At 51.9% G+C, this 24,918-nt stretch carries 23 protein-coding genes; 8 read left to right on the forward strand and 15 right to left on the reverse strand.

Translation table 11 applies throughout. The annotated features are described in order from the left end of the window. Together aceE and pdhR are read right to left on the reverse strand one after the other, a co-directional pair. A complete protein-coding gene (aceE, locus tag RTW80_RS03450) occupies nt 1–2,664 on the reverse strand; it encodes a pyruvate dehydrogenase (acetyl-transferring), homodimeric type (protein ID WP_000003820.1) in 2,664 nt (887 codons plus the stop codon). A 160-nt stretch (nt 2,665–2,824) separates the two neighbouring features. Beyond that, entirely contained in the window at nt 2,825–3,589 is a 765-nt protein-coding gene (gene pdhR, locus RTW80_RS03455; protein ID WP_000331776.1) for a pyruvate dehydrogenase complex transcriptional repressor PdhR, read from the reverse strand. A 540-nt stretch (nt 3,590–4,129) separates the two neighbouring features. Here pdhR and aroP point away from each other — a divergent pair. Then, on the forward strand, nt 4,130–5,503 hold the full coding sequence (gene aroP / locus RTW80_RS03460; protein ID WP_000969915.1) for an aromatic amino acid transporter AroP: 1,374 nt from the start codon (nt 4,130–4,132) through the stop codon (nt 5,501–5,503). Nucleotides 5,504–5,545: 42 nt separating this feature from the next. On the opposite strand, the gene ampE is transcribed toward aroP, so the two are convergent. Then, entirely contained in the window at nt 5,546–6,400 is an 855-nt protein-coding gene (ampE, locus tag RTW80_RS03465) for a beta-lactamase regulator AmpE (RefSeq protein ID WP_000172005.1), read from the reverse strand. After that, entirely contained in the window at nt 6,397–6,948 is a 552-nt protein-coding gene (gene ampD, locus RTW80_RS03470; protein ID WP_000923721.1) for a 1,6-anhydro-N-acetylmuramyl-L-alanine amidase AmpD, read from the reverse strand. The genes ampE and ampD overlap by 4 nt, the downstream gene beginning before the upstream one ends. A gap of 87 nt (nt 6,949–7,035) precedes the next feature. Between ampD and nadC the strand changes: the two genes are divergently transcribed. From nadC to hofC, 4 genes are all read left to right on the forward strand, one after another. Continuing rightward, nucleotides 7,036–7,929 carry a carboxylating nicotinate-nucleotide diphosphorylase gene (nadC, locus tag RTW80_RS03475; protein ID WP_001135174.1) on the forward strand — a complete coding sequence of 298 codons (894 nt, stop codon included), beginning with the start codon at nt 7,036–7,038 and terminating at the stop codon, nt 7,927–7,929. 202 nt (nt 7,930–8,131) lie between these two features. Beyond that, nucleotides 8,132–8,572 carry a prepilin peptidase-dependent pilin gene (ppdD, locus tag RTW80_RS03480; protein WP_000360904.1) on the forward strand — a complete coding sequence of 147 codons (441 nt, stop codon included), beginning with the start codon at nt 8,132–8,134 and terminating at the stop codon, nt 8,570–8,572. A gap of 9 nt (nt 8,573–8,581) precedes the next feature. Beyond that, nucleotides 8,582–9,967: a type II secretion system protein GspE gene (gspE, locus tag RTW80_RS03485; RefSeq protein WP_001025145.1), complete on the forward strand. Its 1,386-nt coding sequence runs from the start codon at nt 8,582–8,584 to the stop codon at nt 9,965–9,967. Beyond that, the gene (hofC, locus tag RTW80_RS03490; protein WP_000157266.1) at nt 9,957–11,159 is read left to right on the forward strand and encodes a protein transport protein HofC; all 1,203 of its coding nucleotides are present in this window, start codon (nt 9,957–9,959) and stop codon (nt 11,157–11,159) included. Before gspE ends, hofC begins: the two co-directional genes overlap by 11 nt. A 34-nt stretch (nt 11,160–11,193) precedes the next feature. Here hofC and guaC read toward each other — a convergent pair whose 3' ends face one another. Both guaC and RTW80_RS03500 read right to left on the reverse strand, forming a co-directional pair. Beyond that, the gene (guaC, locus tag RTW80_RS03495; protein ID WP_001217338.1) at nt 11,194–12,237 is read right to left on the reverse strand and encodes a GMP reductase; all 1,044 of its coding nucleotides are present in this window, start codon (nt 12,235–12,237) and stop codon (nt 11,194–11,196) included. A gap of 155 nt (nt 12,238–12,392) precedes the next feature. After that, a complete protein-coding gene (locus RTW80_RS03500; protein ID WP_120795372.1) occupies nt 12,393–12,437 on the reverse strand; it encodes a protein YacM in 45 nt (14 codons plus the stop codon). A gap of 24 nt (nt 12,438–12,461) precedes the next feature. Here RTW80_RS03500 and coaE point away from each other — a divergent pair, with 24 nt between their 5' ends. From coaE to yacG, 3 genes are read left to right on the forward strand one after another with little or no spacing between them, the layout of a single operon-like run. Continuing rightward, nucleotides 12,462–13,082 (forward strand): dephospho-CoA kinase, encoded by a 621-nt coding sequence (gene coaE / locus RTW80_RS03505; protein ID WP_001269520.1) that lies wholly within the window; start codon nt 12,462–12,464, stop codon nt 13,080–13,082. Further along, on the forward strand, nt 13,082–13,825 hold the full coding sequence (gene zapD / locus RTW80_RS03510) for a cell division protein ZapD (protein WP_001194725.1): 744 nt from the start codon (nt 13,082–13,084) through the stop codon (nt 13,823–13,825). Before coaE ends, zapD begins: the two co-directional genes overlap by 1 nt. A gap of 9 nt (nt 13,826–13,834) precedes the next feature. Further along, nucleotides 13,835–14,032 carry a DNA gyrase inhibitor YacG gene (yacG, locus tag RTW80_RS03515; RefSeq protein WP_000005042.1) on the forward strand — a complete coding sequence of 66 codons (198 nt, stop codon included), beginning with the start codon at nt 13,835–13,837 and terminating at the stop codon, nt 14,030–14,032. A 206-nt stretch (nt 14,033–14,238) separates the two neighbouring features. Here yacG and mutT read toward each other — a convergent pair whose 3' ends face one another. The 9 genes from mutT to murC form a co-directional block, all read right to left on the reverse strand. Further along, entirely contained in the window at nt 14,239–14,637 is a 399-nt protein-coding gene (mutT, locus tag RTW80_RS03520; RefSeq protein ID WP_000736008.1) for an 8-oxo-dGTP diphosphatase MutT, read from the reverse strand. Between the two features lie 59 nt (nt 14,638–14,696). After that, nucleotides 14,697–17,402, reverse strand: a complete 2,706-nt coding sequence (gene secA, locus RTW80_RS03525; protein ID WP_000905789.1) for a preprotein translocase subunit SecA — start codon at nt 17,400–17,402, stop codon at nt 14,697–14,699. A 61-nt stretch (nt 17,403–17,463) separates the two neighbouring features. Further along, a complete protein-coding gene (gene secM, locus RTW80_RS03530) occupies nt 17,464–17,976 on the reverse strand; it encodes a secA translation cis-regulator SecM (RefSeq protein ID WP_000014321.1) in 513 nt (170 codons plus the stop codon). Nucleotides 17,977–18,206: 230 nt separating this feature from the next. Then, nucleotides 18,207–19,124: a UDP-3-O-acyl-N-acetylglucosamine deacetylase gene (gene lpxC, locus RTW80_RS03535; protein WP_000595482.1), complete on the reverse strand. Its 918-nt coding sequence runs from the start codon at nt 19,122–19,124 to the stop codon at nt 18,207–18,209. Nucleotides 19,125–19,224: 100 nt separating this feature from the next. Then, a complete protein-coding gene (gene ftsZ / locus RTW80_RS03540) occupies nt 19,225–20,376 on the reverse strand; it encodes a cell division protein FtsZ (protein ID WP_000462776.1) in 1,152 nt (383 codons plus the stop codon). Between the two features lie 60 nt (nt 20,377–20,436). Then, nucleotides 20,437–21,699 carry a cell division protein FtsA gene (gene ftsA / locus RTW80_RS03545; protein ID WP_000588474.1) on the reverse strand — a complete coding sequence of 421 codons (1,263 nt, stop codon included), beginning with the start codon at nt 21,697–21,699 and terminating at the stop codon, nt 20,437–20,439. Then, nucleotides 21,696–22,526, reverse strand: a complete 831-nt coding sequence (gene ftsQ / locus RTW80_RS03550) for a cell division protein FtsQ (protein ID WP_000075748.1) — start codon at nt 22,524–22,526, stop codon at nt 21,696–21,698. Before ftsQ ends, ftsA begins: the two co-directional genes overlap by 4 nt. Nucleotide 22,527: 1 nt before the next feature. Further along, the gene (gene ddlB, locus RTW80_RS03555; protein WP_000130056.1) at nt 22,528–23,448 is read right to left on the reverse strand and encodes a D-alanine--D-alanine ligase; all 921 of its coding nucleotides are present in this window, start codon (nt 23,446–23,448) and stop codon (nt 22,528–22,530) included. Further along, nucleotides 23,441–24,916, reverse strand: a complete 1,476-nt coding sequence (murC, locus tag RTW80_RS03560) for a UDP-N-acetylmuramate--L-alanine ligase (RefSeq protein WP_001096049.1) — start codon at nt 24,914–24,916, stop codon at nt 23,441–23,443. Before murC ends, ddlB begins: the two co-directional genes overlap by 8 nt. Nucleotides 24,917–24,918: the final 2 nt, after the last annotated feature.

Below are 24,918 nucleotides of genomic sequence, written 5' to 3' on the forward strand. Positions count from 1 at the left end.
TTACGCCAGACGCGGGTTAACTTTATCTGCATCGATGTTGAATTTGGCGATTGCGTCAGCAACCACTTTCTTATCGATTTCGCCACGTTTAGCCAGTTCGCCCAGCGCCGCAACCACGACATAAGAAGCATCAACTTCGAAGTGGTGACGCAGGTTCTCACGGCTGTCGGAACGACCGAAGCCATCAGTACCCAGTACGCGGTAGTCGTCAGCCGGTACGTAAGTACGGACCTGCTCAGCGAACAGTTTCATATAGTCGGTAGATGCCACTGCCGGAGCGTCGTTCATCACCTGAGCGATATACGGAACGCGCGGAGTTTCCAGCGGGTGCAGCATGTTCCAGCGTTCACAATCCTGACCATCACGCGCCAGCTCGGTGAAGGAGGTCACGCTATAAACGTCAGAACCTACGCCGTAATCTTTCGCCAGGATCTCAGCTGCTTCACGGACGTGACGCAGGATAGAACCGGAGCCGAGCAGCTGAACTTTACCTTTGCTACCTTCAATAGTTTCGAGTTTGTAGATACCTTTACGGATACCTTCCTCAGCACCTTCCGGCATTGCCGGCATGTGGTAGTTTTCGTTCAGCGTAGTGATGTAGTAGTAAACGTTCTCTTGTTTTTCACCGTACATACGCTCCAGACCGTCATGCATGATGACAGCAACTTCGTAAGCGTAAGCCGGGTCGTAAGAGATACAGTTCGGGATAGTCAGCGACTGAATGTGGCTGTGACCATCTTCGTGCTGCAGACCTTCGCCGTTCAGGGTGGTACGACCGGAAGTACCGCCGATCAGGAAGCCACGCGCTTGCTGGTCGCCAGCCGCCCAGCACAGATCGCCAATACGCTGGAAGCCGAACATCGAGTAATAGATGTAGAACGGGATCATCGGCAGATTGTTGGTGCTGTAAGAGGTCGCCGCTGCCAGCCAGGAACAACCTGCGCCCAGCTCGTTGATCCCTTCCTGCAGAATCTGACCTTTCTCGTCTTCTTTATAGTAAGCAACCTGCTCGCGGTCCTGCGGGGTGTACTGCTGACCGTTCGGGCTGTAAATACCAATCTGACGGAACAGACCTTCCATACCGAAAGTACGCGCTTCGTCGGCGATGATCGGTACCAGACGATCTTTGATCGACTTGTTCTTCAGCATCACGTTCAGAGCACGAACGAAAGCGATAGTGGTAGAGATCTCTTTGCTCTGCTCTTCCAACAGCGCGCCGAAGTCTTGCAGGCTCGGCAGCTCAAGCTTCTCGGTGAAGTTCGGCTGACGGCTTGGCAGATAACCGTGCAGTTTCTGACGCTGAGCGTGCAGATAGGTATGCTCTTCAGAACCTTCCGGGAAGGTGATGTACGGCAGTTTTTCGATATCTGCATCAGACACCGGCACATTGAAACGGTCGCGGATGTGACGCACGCCGTCCATGTTCATTTTCTTAACCTGGTGCGCGATGTTTTTACCTTCAGCCGCGTCGCCCATGCCGTAACCTTTAATGGTATGAGCAAGGATTACTGTCGCTTTGCCTTTGGTTTCCTGCGCTTTCTTGAATGCAGCGTAGATTTTCTTCGGATCGTGACCACCACGGTTCAGTGCCCAGATCTGCTCGTCAGTCCAGTCTGCAACCAGTGCTGCGGTTTCAGGATATTTACCGAAGAAGTGTTCACGAACGTACGCACCATCTTTCGATTTGAAGGTCTGGTAGTCGCCGTCAACGGTTTCGTTCATCAGCTGGATCAGTTTACCGCTGGTATCTTTACGCAGCAGTTCATCCCAACGGCTACCCCACATCACTTTGATCACGTTCCAGCCAGCACCTTCGAAGATGCCTTCCAGTTCGTTGATGATCTTGCCGTTACCGGTGACCGGGCCGTCAAGACGCTGCAGGTTACAGTTGATAACGAAGACCAGGTTATCCAGTTTTTCACGGGTAGCGATGGTGATCGCACCTTTGGATTCCGGTTCGTCCATTTCACCGTCGCCGAGGAACGCGTAAACGGTCTGTTTAGAGGTATCTTTCAGGCCACGGTGTTCCAGATATTTCAGGAATTTAGCCTGGTAAATAGCACCAATCGGCCCCAGACCCATAGATACGGTCGGGAACTGCCAGAATTCCGGCATCAGTTTCGGGTGCGGATAGGAAGAGAGGCCATTGCCGTGAACTTCCTGACGGAAGTTATCCAGCTGCTCCTGAGTCAGACGACCTTCCAGGAAAGCACGAGCGTACACGCCCGGGGAGATGTGGCCCTGGAAGTAAACCAGGTCGCCGCCATCCTGCTCGTTGCGTGCACGGAAGAAGTGGTTAAAGCACACATCATAAATGGTTGCGGAAGACTGGAAGGACGCCATATGGCCGCCCAGTTCGAGGTCTTTTTTCGACGCACGCAGCACCGTCATGATGGCGTTCCAGCGGATAGCTGAACGAATACGGCGTTCCAGTTCCAGATTACCCGGATACTCCGGTTGTTCTTCAACGGGGATGGTGTTGATGTAGTTGCTGATACCTGTGCCTGCGGCTACGTTTACACCGCCTTTGCGGGCTTCAGCAAGCAGTTGGTCGATCAGATACTGAGCACGCTCAACACCTTCTTCACGGATGACCGATTCGATCGCCTGGAGCCAGTCGCGAGTTTCGATCGGATCCACGTCATTTGGGAAACGTTCTGACATGGGTTATTCCTTATCTATCTAATAACGTTGAGTTTTCTGGAACCTGTCCCATTGAACTCTCGCCGGAAAGCTCAATAAGACAGGTTCTACGTTTAGTTGCCGCGCTTTTATATGCGCTTGATTTACAACATCTTCTGGATAATTTTTACCAGAAAAATCACTAATTCTTTCGTTGCTCCAGACGACGCAGAGAACGCTCACGGCGGCTCTCTTCACGACTTCTGTCGAGCAAAATTTCTTCGATAAAGGCCAGATGGCGATGCGATGCTTCGCGCGCTTCTTCCGGCTTACCGGCCATAATCGCTTCAAATATGCGGGTGCGGTGACTACTCACCAGCGGCAGCATCTCGCGACGCGAATAGAGCAATTCGAAGTTCTGGCGGACATTCTGGGCCAACATCGGCTCCATACACCTTAGCAGATGAAGCAGAACCACATTGTGGGCCGCTTCAGTGACAGCAATCTGATACTGGAGTACGGCGTTTGATTCCGCGTCCAGATCGCCAGACTGCTGCGCCAGCTCTATGGCGTGGTGGAGTTCACGGATGCGTTCCTTGTCTTCATCGGTACTACGCAGCGCGGCGTAATAAGCGGCGATACCTTCCAGGGCGTGTCGTGTTTCGAGCAAGTCATACTGTGACTCAGGATGGTCGGAGAGCAGCTCCACCAGCGGATCGCTGAAGCTTTGCCATAGGCTGCTCTGGACAAAAGTGCCGCCACCCTGGCGACGAAGCAACAAGCCCTTCGCTTCGAGACGTTGAATCGCCTCACGCAAGGAGGGACGGGAGACGTCAAACTGTTTTGCCAGTTCGCGTTCCGGTGGGAGTTTTTCGCCCGGGCGGAGAGTGCCTTCGAGGATCAAAAACTCCAGTTGCTGCTCAATCACATCGGAGAGTTTTGGTTGGCGGATTTTGCTGTAGGCCATGAGTTCCTGTCTTAAGCCACTTGCCGAAGTCAATTGGTCTTACCAATTTCATGTCTGTGACGCTAAAGTAACAAAGTATTCACCTTATGTCCATACAGGTTTTGATTGAAATCATGAAACTGTGCACATTTTAACAACTTGACATATATAACGTTTCAAAGTTGTAACTATGCACAAATGTAGACTTTACGTAGGAAAGGAGTTTTTTAACGATTATTAAACTATAAAAATCCGAATTGAACCGATTCACTTACCAATTTTGTGATTTTTAATTCAATTAAAACGAATTTAAATTCATTCTACATATTGAGAGGGATTGAGGCTGAGCTTTACAAACGGTTTCTTTTTAAGCAACTCATCTTCAACCATGCATAAAGCGGGTGCATTCGCTGCCGCATACCATTATTCTTGATCTGACGGAAGTCTTTTTGTAACAATTCAAACTTCTTTGATGTAAACAAATTAATACAACAAACGGAATTGCAAACTTACACACGCATCACTGCGTAGATCAAAAAAACAACCACCGCACGAGGTTTCATGATGGAAGGTCAACAGCACGGCGAGCAGCTAAAGCGCGGCCTTAAAAACCGCCATATTCAGCTTATCGCGCTGGGTGGCGCGATAGGGACCGGGTTATTCCTGGGTAGCGCCTCCGTAATACAGTCCGCAGGGCCAGGGATTATCCTGGGTTACGCCATTGCTGGTTTTATCGCCTTTCTGATCATGCGTCAGCTGGGTGAAATGGTGGTCGAAGAACCTGTCGCAGGCTCCTTTAGCCACTTTGCTTATAAATACTGGGGCAGTTTTGCCGGTTTCGCCTCTGGCTGGAACTACTGGGTACTGTACGTTTTAGTTGCCATGGCTGAGCTGACTGCCGTGGGTAAATACATTCAGTTCTGGTATCCGGAAATCCCCACCTGGGTTTCTGCCGCCGTATTCTTTGTGGTGATTAACGCCATCAACCTGACCAACGTTAAAGTGTTTGGCGAGATGGAGTTCTGGTTTGCCATTATCAAAGTTATCGCGGTGGTCGCGATGATCATCTTCGGCGGCTGGCTGCTATTCAGTGGCAACGGCGGCCCGCAGGCGACCGTTAGCAACCTGTGGGATCAGGGTGGTTTCCTGCCGCACGGCTTCACCGGGCTGGTGATGATGATGGCGATTATCATGTTCTCGTTCGGTGGTCTGGAACTGGTGGGGATCACCGCAGCAGAAGCTGATAACCCGGAGCAAAGTATCCCGAAAGCGACTAACCAGGTTATCTACCGCATCCTGATTTTCTATATTGGTTCGTTAGCCGTTCTGCTCTCACTGATGCCGTGGACCCGCGTTACCGCCGATACCAGTCCGTTTGTGCTGATCTTCCACGAGTTAGGCGATACCTTTGTGGCGAATGCGCTGAACATCGTGGTACTGACTGCGGCGCTCTCCGTGTACAACAGCTGCGTATATTGCAACAGCCGTATGCTGTTTGGTCTGGCACAACAGGGTAATGCGCCAAAAGCGCTGGCGTCTGTCGATAAACGCGGCGTACCGGTTAACACCATTCTGGTGTCTGCGCTGGTTACAGCATTGTGCGTATTGATTAACTATCTTGCTCCGGAATCCGCATTTGGCCTGTTAATGGCACTGGTGGTATCCGCACTGGTGATCAACTGGGCGATGATCAGTCTGGCGCATATGAAGTTCCGTCGCGCCAAGCAGGAACAAGGCGTGGTAACTCGCTTCCCTGCTCTGCTTTATCCGCTGGGTAACTGGATCTGCCTGCTGTTTATGGCGGCGGTACTGGTGATTATGCTGATGACCCCAGGAATGGCGATTTCGGTATACCTGATCCCGGTATGGCTGATCGTGTTAGGTATCGGCTATCTGTTTAAAGAGAAAACCGCCAAAGCCGTAAAAGCGCATTAATCTCTCTACGCCCTCACCCGTACAGGGTGAGGGCAATAATCTTTACACCAACGCCCCGTAAATCGTCAGTAGTGCAATCACCACCACGACCACGAACGAGGTTTTCTTCGCCATTGAAACCGCTGCCTTCGGCGTCTCCACCTTATCGACATGCGGTTCACGCGCCAGAGAGAACTGCGCCAGACGCGTTAACACCTGATACTGCGAAGTATGGAAATCACCCAGCGAAGCAAACCAGGCCGGTAACGCTTTCTCACCATGACCGATCAAGGCATATACCACACCCGCAAGACGAACCGGCACCCAATCCAGTACATGAAGCACGGCATCAATGCCGGACTGTAAACGATGATGCGGCGTCTGATATCGCGCCAGCCAGTATTGCCATGCACGCAAAAACGCATACCCCATCAGCGTAACGGGTCCCCAGGTTCCCCCCACAATCAGCCAGAACAGCGGTGCAAGATAAAAACGAAAGTTAATCCACAGCAATGCATTTTGCAGCTCACGCAAATACTCACGTTCGTCGCAGCCTGCCGGGACGCCGTGAATCATGGTGAGTTCGCCAGCCATCGTGGCACGGGCATGGCTATCATTACGTGAAGCAGCTGTCAGATAAGCATGATAATGAAGACGAACTTTACCTGCGCCAATACACAGCAAACCAATCAGCAGCCACACCAGTAGCGTGGGAACGTTGAACAATACTCCCTGCAATGCGCGTAACAGTAAAAAAGTCACGCCCATCGCAATAATGGTCATGCCTAACGTGCGCCCGAGAGAAAAATGTTTCACCCGCCGAAAGAACGCTTCAAGACGATGATCAAGCTGCCAGTGCTCGCCCAACTTAAACAGGCGCTCGAAAATTAACACCAGTAAGGTTGTAAATAGCGTCATGTTGTCTCCTTGCTGACCAGCACACGAAACCGTGCCCAATCAAATGCAGGACCGGGATCGGTTTTCCGATCCGGCGCAATATCACAATGGCCCGTCATGTTTTTAGCGATATCCGGATAGCAATCAATCAGTGCCCGCGTAACCGCCGCAAGCTGTTGATACTGCGCATCGGTATACGCCAGCGTATCGGTGCCTTCAAGCTCAATCCCAATAGAAAAATCATTGCAGCGTTCGCGCCCCTGATACTGAGAGACTCCCGCATGCCATGCACGTTTATCGAAAGGAACATACTGGACTATTTCACCATCACGGCGAATCAAACAGTGAGCGGAGACGCGCAAATGGGCGATCTCAGCAAAGAAAGGATGTGCCTGCGGATCAATAGTTCCAGTGAATAATGCGTCGATCCACGGACCGCCAAACTCGCCTGGCGGCAGGCTAATATTGTGCACCACCAGCAGGGTGGGTGTTTCGTCATCCGGGCGGCAATCGTAATGTGGTGAGGGAACGCGGCGCGCGCCAACCAGCCACCCCTGTTCTAACAACATGCAGGATCTCCTTATATGTGGTGCTAATACCCGGTTCAGAGTAGCATGTTTCTACCTTATGATTCGTTAGCTATCTGGAGTTTTAACATGCCGCCTCGCCGCTATAACCCTGACACCCGACGTGACGAGCTGCTGGAACGCATTAATCTCGATATCCCCGGCGCGGTGGCCCAGGCGCTGCGGGAAGATTTAGGCGGAACAGTCGATGCCAACAATGATATTACGGCAAAACTTTTACCGGAAAATTCTCGCTCTCATGCCACGGTGATCACCCGCGAGAATGGCGTCTTTTGCGGCAAACGCTGGGTTGAAGAGGTGTTTATTCAACTGGCAGGCGACGATGTCACCATAATCTGGCATGTGGATGACGGCGATGTCATCAATGCCAATCAATCCTTGTTCGAACTTGAAGGCCCATCCCGCGTGCTGTTAACGGGCGAACGCACTGCGCTTAATTTTGTGCAAACCCTTTCAGGAGTTGCCAGTAAGGTACGCCACTATGTCGAATTGCTGGAAGGCACCAACACGCAGTTGTTGGATACGCGCAAAACCTTACCCGGCCTGCGTTCAGCTCTGAAATACGCGGTACTTTGCGGCGGCGGAGCGAATCACCGTCTGGGGCTTTCTGATGCCTTCCTGATCAAAGAAAACCATATTATTGCCTCCGGCTCAGTGCGCCAGGCGGTCGAAAAAGCGTCCTGGCTGCACCCGGATGCGCCAGTAGAAGTCGAAGTAGAGAATCTGGAAGAACTTGATGAAGCCCTGAAAGCAGGAGCCGATATCATCATGCTGGATAACTTCGAAACAGAACAGATGCGCGAAGCCGTCAAACGCACCAACGGCAAGGCGCTACTGGAAGTGTCTGGCAACGTCACTGACAAAACACTGCGTGAATTTGCCGAAACGGGCGTGGACTTTATCTCCGTCGGTGCGCTAACTAAACACGTACAAGCACTCGACCTTTCAATGCGTTTTCGCTAATAGTTGACAGATTTATCCGCTCCATCGCGGGCGGATAATCTCCCCTTCCCCAACTTTCTTCGTAACGCCTCGCAAATTTCTTGTCTTTCGCTGCAACGAAATAAAAAACCTCGGAATCTGCTTTCCCGTTTCGTTTTTTGCCCCTCGCCTGTGCTGATGGCGTTTGCCAAAGTAGCGCCAACCAAATCAAGGAGCGAAACAGATGGACAAGCAACGCGGTTTTACACTTATCGAACTGATGGTGGTTATTGGCATCATTGCCATTTTAAGCGCCATTGGTATTCCCGCTTATCAAAACTACCTGCGCAAAGCCGCACTCACCGACATGCTACAAACCTTTGTGCCTTACCGTACCGCCGTAGAGTTGTGCGCGCTGGAACATGGTGGATTAGATACCTGCGACGGTGGCAGCAATGGCATTCCCTCGCCTACCACCACCCGCTATGTTTCAGCCATGAGTGTGGCAAAGGGCGTGGTGTCGCTGACCGGGCAAGAAAGTCTCAATGGGCTAAGCGTCGTCATGACACCGGGTTGGGATAACGCAAACGGCGTCACCGGCTGGACGCGCAACTGCAATATTCAAAGTGACAGCGCATTGCAGCAAGCCTGCGAAGATGTCTTCCGCTTTGATGACGCCAACTAAGGAGCGGCAATGAATATTCCACAGCTCACTGCCCTGTGTCTGCGTTATCATGGAGTCTTGCTGGATGCCAGCGAAGAGGTGGTTCATGTTGCGGTAGTCGATGCACCTTCGCATGAGCTACTGGACGCATTGCATTTCGCTACCACCAAACGTATTGAGATCACCTGCTGGACGCGCCAACAAATGGAAGGTCACGCCAGTCGCACACAACAGACATTGCCCGTAGCTGTTCAGGAGAAGCATCAGCCCAAAGCAGAGTTGCTAACTCGAACGTTACAATCTGCGCTGGAACAACGCGCGTCTGATATTCATATCGAACCAGCGGACAATGCCTACCGCATCCGCTTGCGTATCGACGGCGTATTGCATCCTTTACCGGATGTTTCACCGGATGCCGGAGTCGCATTAACCGCCAGATTAAAAGTGCTGGGAAACCTGGATATTGCGGAACATCGCCTGCCGCAGGACGGGCAATTCACTGTCGAACTGGCAGGAAACGCCGTCTCATTTCGTATTGCGACCTTACCATGTCGGGGTGGTGAAAAGGTGGTATTAAGGTTGTTACAGCAGGTGGGTCAGGCACTGGATGTCAACACGCTTGGAATGCAGCCGTTACAACTGGCGGACTTTGCTCATGCCTTGCAACAACCACAGGGACTGGTGCTGGTAACTGGCCCTACCGGCAGCGGCAAAACGGTCACGCTTTATAGTGCCCTGCAAAAGCTGAATACCGCTGACATTAATATTTGTAGCGTCGAAGATCCAGTTGAGATCCCCATAGCCGGACTAAACCAGACGCAAATCCATCCGCGTGCCGGACTCACCTTTCAGGGCGTTTTGCGTGCGTTATTGCGCCAGGATCCTGACGTCATCATGATCGGAGAGATCCGCGATGGCGAAACAGCAGAGATCGCTATTAAAGCGGCGCAAACTGGTCACCTGGTGTTGTCTACCCTACACACTAATTCCACCTGCGAAACGCTGGTACGTTTACAGCAAATGGGGGTCGCCCGCTGGATGCTATCATCGGCGCTTACGCTGGTAATAGCCCAGCGTCTGGTACGCAAACTTTGCCCACATTGTCGCCGGCAGCAAGGGGAGCCCATCCACATTCCAGACAATGTATGGCCATCGCCGCTGCCCCACTGGCAGGCACCCGGTTGTGTACATTGCTACCACGGTTTTTATGGTCGTACGGCCTTATTTGAAGTTCTGCCCATAACGCCGGTCATTCGTCAGCTTATTTCCGCTAATACCGACGTTGAATCGCTGGAAACGCACGCACGACAGGCGGGTATGCGTACGCTTTTTGAAAACGGCTGCCTGGCCGTAGAGCAAGGCTTAACCACCTTTGAAGAGTTAATCCGCGTACTGGGGATGCCGCATGGCGAGTAAGCAACTCTGGCGCTGGCATGGCATAACCGGCGACGGCAATGCGCAAGATGGGATGCTATGGGCAGAGAGCCGTACTTTACTGCTTATGGCACTACAGCAACAGATGGTTACCCCACTAAGCCTGAAGCGAATCGCCATCAATTCTGCGCAGTGGCGAGGAGATAAAAGCGCGGAAGTCATTCATCAACTGGCGACGCTACTCAAAGCAGGGTTAACGCTTTCTGAAGGGCTGGCTCTGCTGGCGGAACAGCATCCCAGTAAGCAATGGCAAGCGTTGCTGCAATCGCTGGCGCACGATCTCGAACAGGGCATTGCTTTTTCCAATGCCTTATTACCCTGGTCAGAGGTATTTCCGCCGCTCTATCAGGCGATGATCCGCACGGGTGAACTGACCGGTAAGCTGGATGAATGCTGCTTTGAACTGGCGCGTCAGCAAAAAGCCCAGCGTCAGTTGACCGACAAAGTGAAATCAGCGTTACGTTATCCCATCATCATTTTAGCGATGGCAATCATGGTGGTTGTGGCAATGCTGCATTTTGTTCTGCCGGAGTTTGCCGCTATCTATAAGACCTTCAACACCCCACTACCGGCACTAACGCAGGGGATCATGACGCTGGCAGACTTTAGTGGCGAATGGAGCTGGCTGCTGGTGTTGTTCGGCTTTCTGCTGGCGATAGCCAATAAGTTGCTGATGCGCCGACCGACCTGGCTTATAGTGCGGCAGAAATTGCTGTTACGCATCCCGATTATGGGTTCACTGATGCGGGGACAAAAACTCACGCAGATCTTTACGATTCTGGCGCTGACACAAAGTGCAGGCATTACTTTTTTACAGGGCGTAGAGAGCGTCAGAGAAACAATGCGCTGCCCGTACTGGGTGCAACTTCTGACACAAATCCAGCACGATATCAGTAACGGTCAACCCATCTGGCTGGCGCTAAAAAATACCGGTGAGTTTAGCCCGCTCTGTTTGCAATTAGTGAGAACAGGAGAGGCATCCGGCTCTCTGGATCTCATGTTAGACAACCTCGCCCATCATCATCGGGAAAACACAATGGCGCTGGCGGATAACCTCGCAGCCTTACTGGAACCGGCGTTGCTGATCATAACGGGAGGAATTATTGGTACGCTGGTGGTGGCAATGTATCTGCCAATTTTCCATTTAGGCGATGCGATGAGTGGGATGGGATAACGCTGGCGTGTTGCTCCACGCCAGCGTTGGGAGATTACAGGTTGTTGAAGATGCGGTTTTCTTGTTCCTGCACACGAATAAACGTGGTGCGCTTGGTCAGCTCTTTCAGGCGTGAAGCCCCAACGTATGTACAAGCTGAACGCAGGCCGCCCAAAATATCTCGCGCGGTATTTTCAACCGGGCCTCGCAGCGGCAGCTTAACGGTTTTACCTTCTGCTGCGCGATATTCCGCAACGCCGCCAACGTGACGTTTCATCGCAGACTCGGAGCTCATGCCGTAGAACAGCATAAATTTCTCGCCGTTCTCCTCAACGATGCGACCGCCGCTCTCTTCGTGGCCCGCCAGCATGCCGCCAAGCATGACGAAATCGGCACCGCCGCCAAAGGCTTTCGCCACATCGCCCGGCGTGGTGCAGCCACCATCGCTGACGATCATTCCGCCCAGACCGTGCGCAGCATCGGCACATTCGATTACCGCAGAAAGTTGCGGATAACCGACGCCTGTTTTGACGCGAGTTGTACAAACAGAACCTGGGCCAATGCCAACTTTAACGATATCAGCACCGGAGAGGATAAGCTCCTCACACATTTCACCAGTCACTACGTTACCAGCACAAATGGTTTTGGTCGGCCACGCTTCACGCGCTTTCGCAACGAACTGCACGAAGTGTTCGGAATAACCATTCGCCACGTCAATACAAACGAAGTTTAATGCCGGGTTCAGGTCGAGAATCTGTTTAGTTTTTTCGAAATCCGCATCAGACGTACCGGTAGAAACCATCACATGTTTCAGCACATCAGCGGAAGAATTGTTGATAAACGCTTGCCACTCTTCGACAGAATAGTGTTTATGCACAGCAGTCAAAATATCAAAAGAAGCCAGCGCAGAGGCCATAGAAAATGTGCCTACGGTGTCCATATTTGCGGCGATAATCGGCACGCCGGACCAGCTCTGACCTGAATGTTTGAAGGTGAATTGACGTTCCAGTTCAACATCGGAACGGCTTTTAAGAGTGGAGCGTTTAGGGCGGATGAGAACGTCTTTAAAACCTAACTTCAGATCTTCTTCAATACGCATGTGCGGATTCCTGGGGTTAATGGCTATAAGGGTAAGAGCGCAACTCCAGTGACGCTATCATACGCACTAATCAATGCGGCGCAAGACTGCGAAATTGTCTTTTTTTACGCTACAATCCCATAAATTTACCTGGTAAATAGTGAGCGAACGTTTCATCAATTTCGCTTTCGTGCACTCATTTTTAACGTTTTGATAATCATGATGAATTCCCGGGAATATAAATTATGAGGTATATAGTTGCCTTAACGGGAGGCATTGGCAGTGGCAAGAGTACCGTTGCCAATGCGTTTGCTGATCTCGGAATTAACGTCATTGATGCCGATATTATTGCGCGTCAGGTGGTTGAACCAGGTGCACCTGCGCTACATGCCATTGCTGATCACTTTGGCGCTAACATGATTGCTGCTGATGGAACATTGCAGCGCCGGGCCTTGCGCGAGCGGATCTTCGCCAACCCGGAAGAGAAAAACTGGCTTAACGCCCTGCTGCATCCGCTGATTCAGCAAGAGACGCAACACCAGATCCAGCAAGCTACTTCCCCCTATGTACTGTGGGTTGTGCCATTGCTGGTAGAAAACTCACTGTATAAAAAAGCGAATCGAGTGCTGGTGGTGGATGTCAGCCCAGAAACGCAACTTAAGCGCACCATGCAGCGCGATGATGTAACTCGCGAGCATGTCGAACAAATCCTTGCTGCTCAGGCAACGCGCGAAGCCCGCCTTGCCGTGGCAGATGACGTCATTGATAATAACGGCGCACCGGATGCTATCGCATCGGATGTTGCCCGCCTGCACGCACACTATTTGCAGCTTGCGTCGCAGTTTGTCTCACAGGAAAAACCGTAATGCAGACCCAGGTCCTTTTTGAACATCCACTAAATGAAAAAATGCGTACATGGCTGCGCATTGAGTTTTTGATTCAGCAACTCACCGTTAATTTACCCATCGTTGACCACGCTGGCGCGCTGCATTTCTTCCATAATGTCAGTGAATTACTGGATGTTTTCGAGCGCGGCGAAGTCCGCACTGAGCTGTTGAAAGAACTTGACCGGCAGCAACGTAAACTCCAGACCTGGATTGGCGTGCCTGGCGTGGACCAGAGCCGTATTGAAGCATTAATTCAGCAGTTAAAAGCGGCGGGGAGCGTATTAATTTCCGCGCCGCGTATCGGGCAATTTCTGCGTGAAGATCGTTTGATTGCTCTGGTGCGTCAGCGACTGAGCATCCCAGGCGGCTGTTGCAGCTTTGATTTACCTACATTGCACATTTGGCTGCATCTACCCCAGGCGCAGCGCGACAGCCAGGTAGAAACCTGGATTGCCAGCCTGAACCCGCTCACCCAGGCACTTACCATGGTGCTGGATTTAATTCGCCAGTCGGCCCCCTTCCGTAAACAAACCAGCCTGAATGGTTTTTATCAGGATAACGGTGGCGATGCCGACTTGCTGCGCCTGAATCTGTCGCTCGATTCACAGCTTTATCCGCAAATTTCCGGACATAAGAGCCGTTTTGCCATTCGTTTTATGCCGCTGGACACTGAAAACGGACAGGTACCGGAACGTCTGGATTTCGAACTGGCCTGTTGCTAAGGAGTAAAAATGTCAGAAACTATTACGGTGAATTGCCCAACCTGCGGGAAAACGGTGGTGTGGGGTGAAATCAGCCCGTTTCGGCCATTTTGCTCCAAACGTTGTCAGCTGATCGACCTCGGAGAATGGGCTGCTGAAGAAAAACGAATCCCCAGCAGTGGCGATCTTTCCGAAAGCGATGACTGGAGCGAAGAGCCAAAGCAGTGACATTTGTCTGATGCCGCACGTAGGCCTGATAAGACGCGGGCAGCGTCGCATCAGGCATCTTGTGCAAATGTCGGATGCGGCGTGAACGCCTTATCTGACCTACAAAAACAAATTTATCAATGAGTTATAAATCCCTGTAGGCCTGATAAGACGCGCCAGCGTCGCATCAGGCATCGTGTGCGAATGTCAGATGCGGCGAAAACGCCTTATCTGACATACACACGCTTAAGCTTCGCAATTACCTGTTCATTGGCTGGCGGAAACTCATCGGCATTAAGACCGACCAGCGACATCCACTCACCGGGTTGCCCTTCTTTACCCCACGGCTCCCCTTCCCAGCGTTCGACCAGCCAAAACCACAGTGTTATATGCCTGTCCGGGAATTCATATTCCAGTTTTTCAAATAGCGAAAAATGTTGGGGGGTAATCCCGACTTCTTCCTGAAGTTCACGCACCACCGCCTGTTCCGGCGTTTCACCCATTTCAATTTTACCGCCGGGAAACTCCAGTTTATTCGCCATGTGCGCATCTGCTGCGCGACGCGTTATAAAGATTTCATTGTTCTCGTTGCGAATAATACCTACCGCAATTTGCAGCTTTTTCATTGTCTTAAACCTATAAAAAAGGCGCAGAATCCTGCGCCTTTTACTTTAACAGTTAGCTTTTATTGCAGGCGGCCATGGCACTGCTTGTATTTTTTACCAGAACCGCACGGGCAAGGATCGTTACGTCCTACTTTGCGCTCTCCGGTTTGCGCCGCCAGTGCAGCTGCGGCTGCAGAGTCGTCATCCTGATGGCTAAGCTGCTGCATTTGCGCTAAACGCTCGGCTTCCATACGACGCTGTTGTTCCAGCTCCTCAACCTCTTCAGGCATACGTACCTGGACTTTGCTCAACGTGCTGATAACTTCATATTTTAACGACTCCAGCATCGCTGCAAACATGGAGAACGATTCACGTTTGTATTCCTGCTTCGGATCTTTCTGTGCGTAGCCACGCAGGTGGATACCCTGACGCAGATAGTCCATCGCTGCCAGGTGCTCTTTCCACAGGGAGTCAAGCGTTTGCAGCATGACGCCTTTCTCGAAGTGACGCATCATCTCAGCACCAACCACTTCTTCTTTACGCTGATACACTTCGATGGACTGCGCCAGAATTCGCTCACGCAGCGTCTCTTCATGCAGTTCTGGTTCTTTATCCAGCCACTCGGCAATTGGCAAATCGAGGTCGAAATCGTTCTTCAGACGTTCCTGCAGCCCCGGAATATCCCACATTTCTTCCAGCGACTGTGGTGGAATGTAGGCATCAATGGTCGCTTTGAACACATCTTCACGAATGCTGTTAATGGTTTCGCTCACATCGCTGACATCCAACAGTTCGTTACGCTGGGAGTAAATGGCGCGACGCTGATCGTTAGCCACGTCATCATATTCCAGCAGTTGCTTACGAATGTCGAAGTTACGGCTTTCAACTTTACGCTGGGCGTTGGCAATCGCTTTAGTCACCCACGGGTGTTCAATGGCTTCGCCTGGCTTCATACCCAGTTTACGCATCATGCCGGATACTCGGTCGGAAGCAAAAATACGCATCAGCGCATCTTCCATCGACAGGTAGAAACGGGAAGAACCAGCATCCCCCTGACGACCAGAACGACCGCGCAACTGGTTATCGATACGACGGGATTCGTGACGCTCGGTACCGATGATATGCAGGCCACCTGCTTCCAGTACCGCATCGTGACGTACCTGCCAGTCGGCTTTAATTTTTTCAATTTGCTCTGCGGTCGGATTTTCCAGCGCGGCAACTTCTGCCTGCCAGCTACCACCGAGCACAATATCTGTACCACGACCCGCCATATTGGTCGCGATAGTCACCGCAGCCGGATAACCTGCCTGAGCAACAATCGCCGCTTCGTTGGCGTGGAATTTGGCGTTCAGGACGTTGTGCTTAATACCGGCTTTGGTCAGTTCGTTTGACACCAGCTCCGATTTTTCGATGGAGATAGTACCCACCAGCACCGGCTGGCCTTTCGCAGTACGTTCTTTGATATCTTCAATGATCGCCTGAATTTTTTCCGCTTCAGTCATGTAGACCAGGTCCGGCAGATCTTTACGAATCATTGGACGGTTGGTCGGAACAACGACGGTATCCAGCTTGTAGATTGAGCTAAATTCGAAAGCTTCGGTATCAGCAGTACCGGTCATCCCCGCCAGTTTTTCATACAGACGGAAGTAGTTCTGGAAGGTGATCGAAGCCAGCGTTTGGTTTTCGTTCTGGATCTGCACACCTTCTTTCGCTTCCACAGCCTGGTGCAGACCATCGGACCAGCGACGGCCCTGCATGGTACGACCGGTGTGTTCGTCAACGATGATAACTTCACCATCTTTAACGATGTAGTCGACGTCACGGGTAAACAGCGCATGAGCGCGCAGCGCCGCCGTTACGTGGTGCATCAGCATGATGTTGGCCGGAGAGTACAGAGACTCCCCTTCATCCATGATGCCCTCTTTCACCAGCAGTTCTTCAATCAGCACCAGACCACGTTCGGTCAGGTTCACCTGGCGAGATTTTTCGTCCACCGAGAAGTGGCCTTCGCCCTGGAAGGTTTCGGAGTCTTCTTTTTCCTGACGGATCAGGTGCGGAATAATTTTATTCACGCGTTTATACATTTCCGAGCTGTCTTCTGCCGGGCCGGAAATGATCAGCGGTGTACGCGCTTCATCGATCAGGATGGAGTCCACTTCGTCCACCAGCGCATAGTGCAGTTTACGCTGTACACGTTCTTCAGGGCTGAACGCCATGTTGTCGCGCAGGTAGTCAAAGCCGTATTCGTTGTTCGTACCGTAAGTGATGTCAGCTGCGTAAGCTTCGCGCTTTGCCGGTGCTGGCATGCCCGGCAGGTTGATACCGACAGTCAGGCCAAGGAATTCAAACAGCGGACGGTTGTTTTCGGCGTCACGTTGCGCCAGGTAGTCGTTGACGGTAACTACGTGCACGCCTTTACCGGTTAGTGCGTTCAGGTAAGCAGGCAGCGTTGCGGTCAGGGTTTTTCCTTCACCGGTACGCATTTCGGCGATGCAGCGTTCGTTAAGAACCATACCGCCGAGTAACTGAACGTCGAAGTGACGCATACCAAAGACGCGCTTACTTGCCTCACGTACCACGGCGAAAGCTTCCGGGATCAGATTTTCCAGCACTTCGCCTTTTTCCAGACGTGCACGAAACTCTGCGGTTTTCCCTTTCAGTTCTTCGTCGGAGAGTTTTTCCATCTCCGGTTCCATGGCATTGATGATGTTGACCACTTTGCGCATCCGGCGCAGGGTGCGATCGTTACGACTACCGAAAACTTTAGTTAACAATTTGATTAGCATAATAAAATCTCAAACGCCCCGCGTTGCGGAGTTAATAAAATGAAGTAAAGGTTTATTGTTGTTAGGTGAGGCGTTGAGGGCCAGCACGGATGCCTTGCGCCTGGCTTATCCAGACGGGCGTGCTGAATTTTGCTTGTGGGGTAAAATGCGCATAATCAATGCGATAACCCTTTTCAGACGGCGTGCCTTCCTGGGTCAGCAGCGCGCTGAGCGTATCCAGTAATGCAAGATGTTGCGCCTGAAGAGGCAAAGATTCTTCAGCAACGGGCAGTGTTTGCGGTGCCATTGCGAAAGAAAGATGACGGATTACCGTGCGAATGGCATGTTGATGCCAGTAATCAACGGAATAGTTCGAATTCGGGCGGCGTGTGTTCGCTTCCAGCAAGGCCAATTGACCAAAGTTAACTTTGGCTGAAGGCTCGTGGTTGCGGGTTGTCGCTTTTGCGGGCGCGTTTGGTTCGGCGGCGTTGCTGAGCGCAGGCAAACCTAAACTCGCCGCAACCATCCCTAATAAGAGATGCGGCCAGAAGTAGCGTTTACCAAACTGTCGCCAGCGCGTCAGTATTCCACTCACGTTATTGCCATCCCGATCGTATTCAAACGTATTTAGCGCACAAATCTTATCATTAAAGCCTGCAGTCCACAGCACGAATGAAGATAAGTTGTGCGGAAAAGTGCTTAAGAAAACAGCGTTCGCACCGTTTTTTATAGCTCTTATAAAATTCAAAAAAAAACGACTGGTTCACCTGGCCGGAGAGAGTGCCAGATTTGCCAGTCGAATTTTATACGACAGTATAAATGTCGTTATGCCAGTACAGCTGAAGGCGCTTTGAAGGCCAACGGCAGTTCTGCGTCGTCCTGGAAGGTCACATATTCCCAGGCTTCCTGTTTCGCCAGGACAGCCTGCAGCAGTTTGTTATTCAGTGCATGACCGGATTTATAAGCGGTAAATGCACCAATAATATTGTGACCACACATGAACAAGTCACCGATCGCATCGAGCATTTTGTGACGCACAAATTCGTCTTCAAAACGCAGGCCGTCTTCGTTCAGTACGCGATAATCGTCAACAACGATGGCACAATCGAAGCTGCCGCCCAGGCACAAACCACGGGACTGCAGATATTCGATATCACGCATGAAACCGAACGTACGCGCACGGCTGATCTGGCGCATAAACGCATCAGCGGAGAAGTTCATCGCATAGCGCTGGTTGCTGGAATCAATAGCCGGATGGTTAAAATCGATGGTGAAATCCAGCGAAAAACCATTGTACGGCTTAAATTCAGCCCACTTATCGCCATCTTCGACACGAACAGTCTCTTTGATGCGAACAAATTTTTTGGCGCAGTTCAACTCGTCGATACCGGCGTCAAGCAGCAGGTATACAAACGGAGCGGCGCTGCCGTCCATGATCGGGATTTCCGGCGCGTTAACTTCGATAACAATGTTATCGATGCCCAGGCCCGCGAGAGCAGCATTGAGGTGCTCTACGGTTGAAATCCGTACATCATGCTCGTTGACCAGACACGTACAGAGCATGGTATCACGCACAGATTTGGCATCGGCCGGGAAATCTACCGGTGGATTCAAGTCGGTGCGACGATAGATGACCCCGGTGTTGGCCGGCGCAGGGCGTAACGTCAGGGTGACTTTCTTGCCGGTATGTAAACCGACACCCGTCGCCTGAACGATACGTTTAAGTGTCCTTTGTTTGATCATCGTATTATCTCGCCAAATTACCTATCCAACCGAAGTGTACTATACATTCGGCGGGCCAGTTTAGCACAAAGAGCCTCGAAACCCAAATTCCAGTCAATTCTTAATCAGCTTGCTTACGCAGGAATGCTGGGATATCCAGATAATCCGGCTCTTTCGCAGTTTGCGGCGCATTGTCATTCACGACTTTAGCAACTGGCTTCTGCTCCTGGGTCAGCGGAGCCATCCCATGCTGCTGGTAGCGATCCATCACTGGCTGCTGAACCTGCTTATTGGTCACCAGAGTGATTTCAGGACGTTTGTCCATGCCGATACCTGTCGCAACAACAGTTACGCGCAGCTCGTCATTCATATCCGGGTCAAGAGAAGTACCGATAACCACAGTCGCGTTGTCGGAAGCAAATGCACGGATGGTGTTACCTACCGTTTCGAACTCATCCAGACGCAGGTCGAAGCCCGCTGTGATGTTAACCAGCACGCCGCGTGCGCCAGACAGGTCGATATCTTCCAGCAGCGGAGAAGAAATAGCCATTTCAGCAGCTTCTTCCGCACGGTCTTCACCGCTCGCCACGCCAGAACCCATCATTGCGTAGCCCATTTCAGACATTACGGTGCGTACGTCTGCAAAGTCCACGTTCATCAAACCCGGACGAGTAATCAGTTCGGCGATGCCCTGAACAGCGCCTTTCAGTACATCGTTCGCTGCGCCAAACGCATCCAGCAGGGAGATACCGCGGCCCAGAACTTTCAGCAGTTTGTCGTTCGGGATAGTGATCAGAGAGTCCACATGCTTGGACAGTTCAGTGATCCCCTGCTCCGCGAATGCCATACGCTTCTTGCCTTCAAAGTTGAAAGGCTTAGTGACGACAGCAACGGTCAGGATACCCAAATCTTTTGCCACTTCAGCGACGACTGGTGCTGCACCTGTACCGGTACCACCACCCATACCCGCAGCAATAAAGACCATGTCTGCACCTTCCAGCGCCGCACGCAGTGCATCGCGATCCTCATCAGCCGCATTGCGGCCAACTTCTGGATTAGCGCCAGCGCCCAGTCCTTTGGTGATACCGCTACCGATTTGAATCGTCTGTCCAACCGCTGTTTTACGCAGCGCTTGTGCATCGGTATTTACCGCGAAGAATTCAACACCTTCAATACGCTCGCGCACCATGTGTTCAACAGCATTACCGCCGCCGCCGCCGACGCCGATGACTTTAATCACCGCGTCATTGGTAAGTTCCATTGGTTCAAACATAGTTTCTCTCCGATTTGTGCCTGTCGCCTGAGGCCGTAATCATCGTCGGCCTCATAAAAATTAAAACTCTTTTCGCAGCCAACTATTGAGTCGCTTGATCCACGAGCCAACTGATGCTGTAACACGTTTTTCTACTTCAGCTTCACCGTTAAGATGTGACTCTTTCCCATAGTGAAGCAATCCCACCGCCGTCGAATAATACGGCTCCTGAGCATAATCCGTTAAACCGGTAATGTTCAGCGGCGCGCCGATACGCACTTGCGTATGAAACACGCGCTGAGCACAGGCTGCAAGACCTTCGATCTGCGCTGCGCCACCGGTTAATACAATGCCTGCCGCCAGGTGATGTTTAACCCCTTGTTGGCGAAGCTTTTCCTGCAACTGCAATATCTCTTCGTTGACCAGGTTGAGCAGCTCGGTATAGCGCGGCTCGATCACCTCTGCCAGGGTCTGACGTTGCAGACTCCGCGGCGGACGACCACCTACGCTCGGCACTTCCACGCTCTCATCTTTTCCAACGATGGAACCCAGCGCACAACCGTGGCGAACTTTAATCGCTTCGGCGTCGCTTGGCGGCGTGCCAAAGGCGTAAGCGATATCACTGGTCACGACATTGCCAGCATAAGGAATTACCTTAGTGTGGCGCAATGCCCCACCGGTATAAACGGCGATATCCATTGTACCACCACCGATATCGACGACGCAGACACCCAGTTCACGTTCATCTTCCGTCAATACCGAATAACTTGATGCCAGTCCGGCAAATATCAGTTGGTCAACTTTCAGCCCACAACGTTCAACCGCTTTGACGATGTTTTTCGCCATATCGTTGTGACATGTGATCAGGTGCACTTTTGCCTGCATCCGCACGCCCGAAAGTCCTACCGGATTCTTGATCCCTTCCTGATAGTCAATCGCATACTCTTGCGGGATCACATGCAGCACACGATGCTCATCGCGCACACGCACCGATTTCGCGGTATGGACGACGTTTTCCACATCTTCTTGCGTCACTTCTTCTTCAGAAATAGGCACCATACCAATTTCATTCTGGCAGCTGATGTGCTTACCAGAAAGCGCCAGATATACCGAAGAGATCTGACAATCTGCCATCAATTCTGCCTGGTCAATGGCGCGTTGTACGCACTTGACCACGGATTCGAGGTCGTTCACCCCGCCTTTATCCATACCACGCGACGGGCAGCTGCCCACGCCAATGATATTGACCATACCGTCGGGCAGAACTTCCCCTACTAAAGCGGCAACCTTCGCGGTACCAATCTCCAGTCCTACTACCAGTTTTCTGTCCGTCGCCTTGATCATTGTTGTTCTGCCTGTGCCTGATTTTGTTGCTGAGTAGATTCCTCTGGCGGCAAGGGCGCCCAGCCTACTGCCGCTCCAGAGTCATAACGCAAATCAACGTAGCTAATCCGTTTGCCATCGGTTTGCGCCTGCTGCTGTAAAACCGGATAAAGTTCTACAAAGCGAGCCAAACGTTTCATCGTATCGCCCCGGCCAAGATTGAGCTTAATATCGTTATTCAGCGTCAACTGCCAGGAACGCCGCGCGGTCATCGCCGCTTCCTTCAGAGTAAATCTGTCCTTTGCCAGCATCTGCCCCATTTCGCGATAGCCCTGCAACACTTCATTGGCGCTGCCTTCCGGGCCATACAGCATTGGAAGCACCTGCTTGCTGGTGCGTTCTGGCGGCACGCTGAAGGTATTTCCTTCCGCGTCTACCATATGTTGATCATTCCACCGCGCAATCGGCACATATTCAACCAGATGAATCTTCAATTCATCAGGCCACTGCTTTCTGACGCTCACCTGCTTAATCCACGGCAGGCGTTGTTCTATTTGCGTCTGGATGATGTTGACATCCTGGGTCATAAAGGTACCCGGCTCACCCAATGCCAGGATCGACTGCCGGATATCGTCATTACGTGTGTAATGGCGTTCACCGGTCAACACCAGCTTTGAGAGCGGCAGGCGTTGCGCATCTTCCATCCAGCCCAACACGACCCAGCCGCTCACCAACACTGTCGTTAAAACGGTCAGCAGGAAAAGGATCCCCGCCAGACGCGTTCCATTATTGCGGCGAGAAGAAACCTCTTCTTCGCTGTTTCGCGTGTTCAGAGCAGCCTGCGACATATTAGTCCGCCAGTTCCAGAATTCGTACTACCAACTGCGAGAAGCTCATACCTGCCTGACGTGCCGCCATCGGCACCAGGCTGTGGCTGGTCATACCCGGTGAGGTATTGGCTTCCAGCAGATAAAACTGTCCATCGCTGTCCAGCATAACGTCAATACGTCCCCATCCTTTGCAACCTAACGTCGTCCATGCTTTCAGCACTAATGCCTGCAAATTGGCCTCTTGTGACGCTTCCAGACCTGCGGGGCAGAAATACTGTGTCTCATCAGAGAGATACTTCGCCTCATAATCATAGAAGGTTCCGGACGGTTGAATACGTATTGACGGTAAAATTTCTTCACCGAGTATCGCAACCGTGAACTCCGGCCCACTTAGCCATTTTTCAATCAATACTTCTTCATCGTGCTGAAATGCCAATCTTAATGCATCTTGTAGAGCATTTTCTGCTACTACTTTTGACATTCCCACACTGGAACCTTCGCGGCTCGGCTTAACGATAACCGGCAAACCCAGAGCAGAAATTTCTGCTAACTGCTTATCGCTCAGGCCTTTTTCAAACTCTGCGCGGGTTAACGCTACCCACGGCGCGACCGGTAAACCGGCACCTTGCCATAGAAGTTTGCTGCGTAGTTTATCCATTGAAAGCGCAGATGCCATCACTCCGCTTCCGGTATAAGGCAAGCCCATCAGCTCGAGCATCCCCTGCAGCGTACCATCTTCACCGCCGCGACCGTGTAGCGCGATAAACACTTTCTGAAAGCCCATCGACTTCAGTTGCGTCACGTCGACTTCTTTCGGGTCGACAGGATACGCGTCAATACCGCCTTCACGCAGTCCGGCTAACACCGCTGCGCCAGAATTCAGAGAAACTTCCCGCTCAGCGGAGGTCCCACCCAACAGGACCGCGATTTTATCAGTCATGTTGTTCTTCCTCCGGAGTTTGCGGCTTCAGTTTGATTTCAGCTAAAGAACGAGCAATTTTTCCAATATTACCAGCCCCCTGAACGAGAATCAGGTCGTTACCGGTTAATACCGGTGCCAGCATCTCGGCTACCCGCGCCGGATCCGGCACCAGAATGGGATCAATTTTCCCACGTCCACGAATTGTGCGACACAGCGAACGGCTGTCCGCTCCCGGAATTGGCGCTTCGCCAGCCGGATACACTTCCAGCATCAACAGGGTATCAACCTGCGTCAGCACATTGGCGAAATCATCATACAGGTCGCGCGTACGGGTAAAACGGTGCGGCTGAAACAGCATTACCAGGTTTTTATCCGGCCAGCCTGCGCGCGCCGCTTTAATGGTGGCGTCCACTTCCGTCGGGTGGTGGCCGTAGTCATCGACCAGCATTGCCGTACCGCTTTTACCATTCACTGGCTCCAGCGGGAATTCACCGAGGAAATCAAAACGGCGACCAGTCCCCTGGAAGCTTTCAAGCGCCCGCAAAATAGCCTCGTCGTCAATGCCCTCTTCCGTAGCAACCGCAACCGCAGCTGCGGCGTTCAGCGCGTTATGACGACCTGGCGCATTCAGGGTGACGCGCATCGGCTCTTTGTCCTGGCGCAGCAGCGTAAAGTGCCCCTGCGGGCCAATCTGCTGATAATCTTCTACACGCACGTCGGCATCTTCGCTGAAGCCGTAAGTCGTGGTCTGACGCCCCACTCGCGGTAACAATTCGCGGATCACCGGATCATCAACACACATCACCGCACGACCGTAAAACGGCAGGTTGTGCAGAAAATTAATAAAAGTCTGTTTTAAATTCTCAAAGTCGCCCTGGTAGGTATCCATGTGGTCGGCTTCGATATTGGTGACAATCGCCACCATCGGTTGCAGATGCAGGAACGATGCATCACTCTCATCTGCTTCGGCAATCAGGTACCGACCATGCCCCAAACGCGCATGAACCCCCGCCGCTTTTACCAGCCCGCCGTTAACGAAGGTTGGGTCGAGCCCCGCTTCTGCGTAGATGCTGGAAACCATCGCGGTGGTTGTCGTTTTGCCGTGCGTTCCGGCAATGGCGATGCCATGACGAAAACGCATTAACTCAGCCAGCATTTCGGCACGACGGATCACCGGAATACGCGCTTCATGAGCGGCGACAATTTCTGGGTTATCGGCAGAAATCGCGCTGGAAACAACGACCACGCTGGCATCACGTACGTTTTCCGGGCGATGGTTGAAATAAATCGTCGCACCCAGATTCATTAACTGCTGCGTGACCGGATTTGGCGCTAAATCGGAACCACTGATCTGATAACCTTCATTGGCCAGAACTTCGGCAATACCGCCCATACCGGCACCACCAATGCCGACAAAATGTATGTGCCGAACGCGACGCATTTCGGGCACGATGGAACGCAGTTTTGCCAATTGTTGTGTATTCATTC

It is taken from the genome of Escherichia sp. AM3, from assembly GCF_032029835.1.
Lineage (GTDB): Bacteria > Pseudomonadota > Gammaproteobacteria > Enterobacterales > Enterobacteriaceae > Escherichia > Escherichia coli.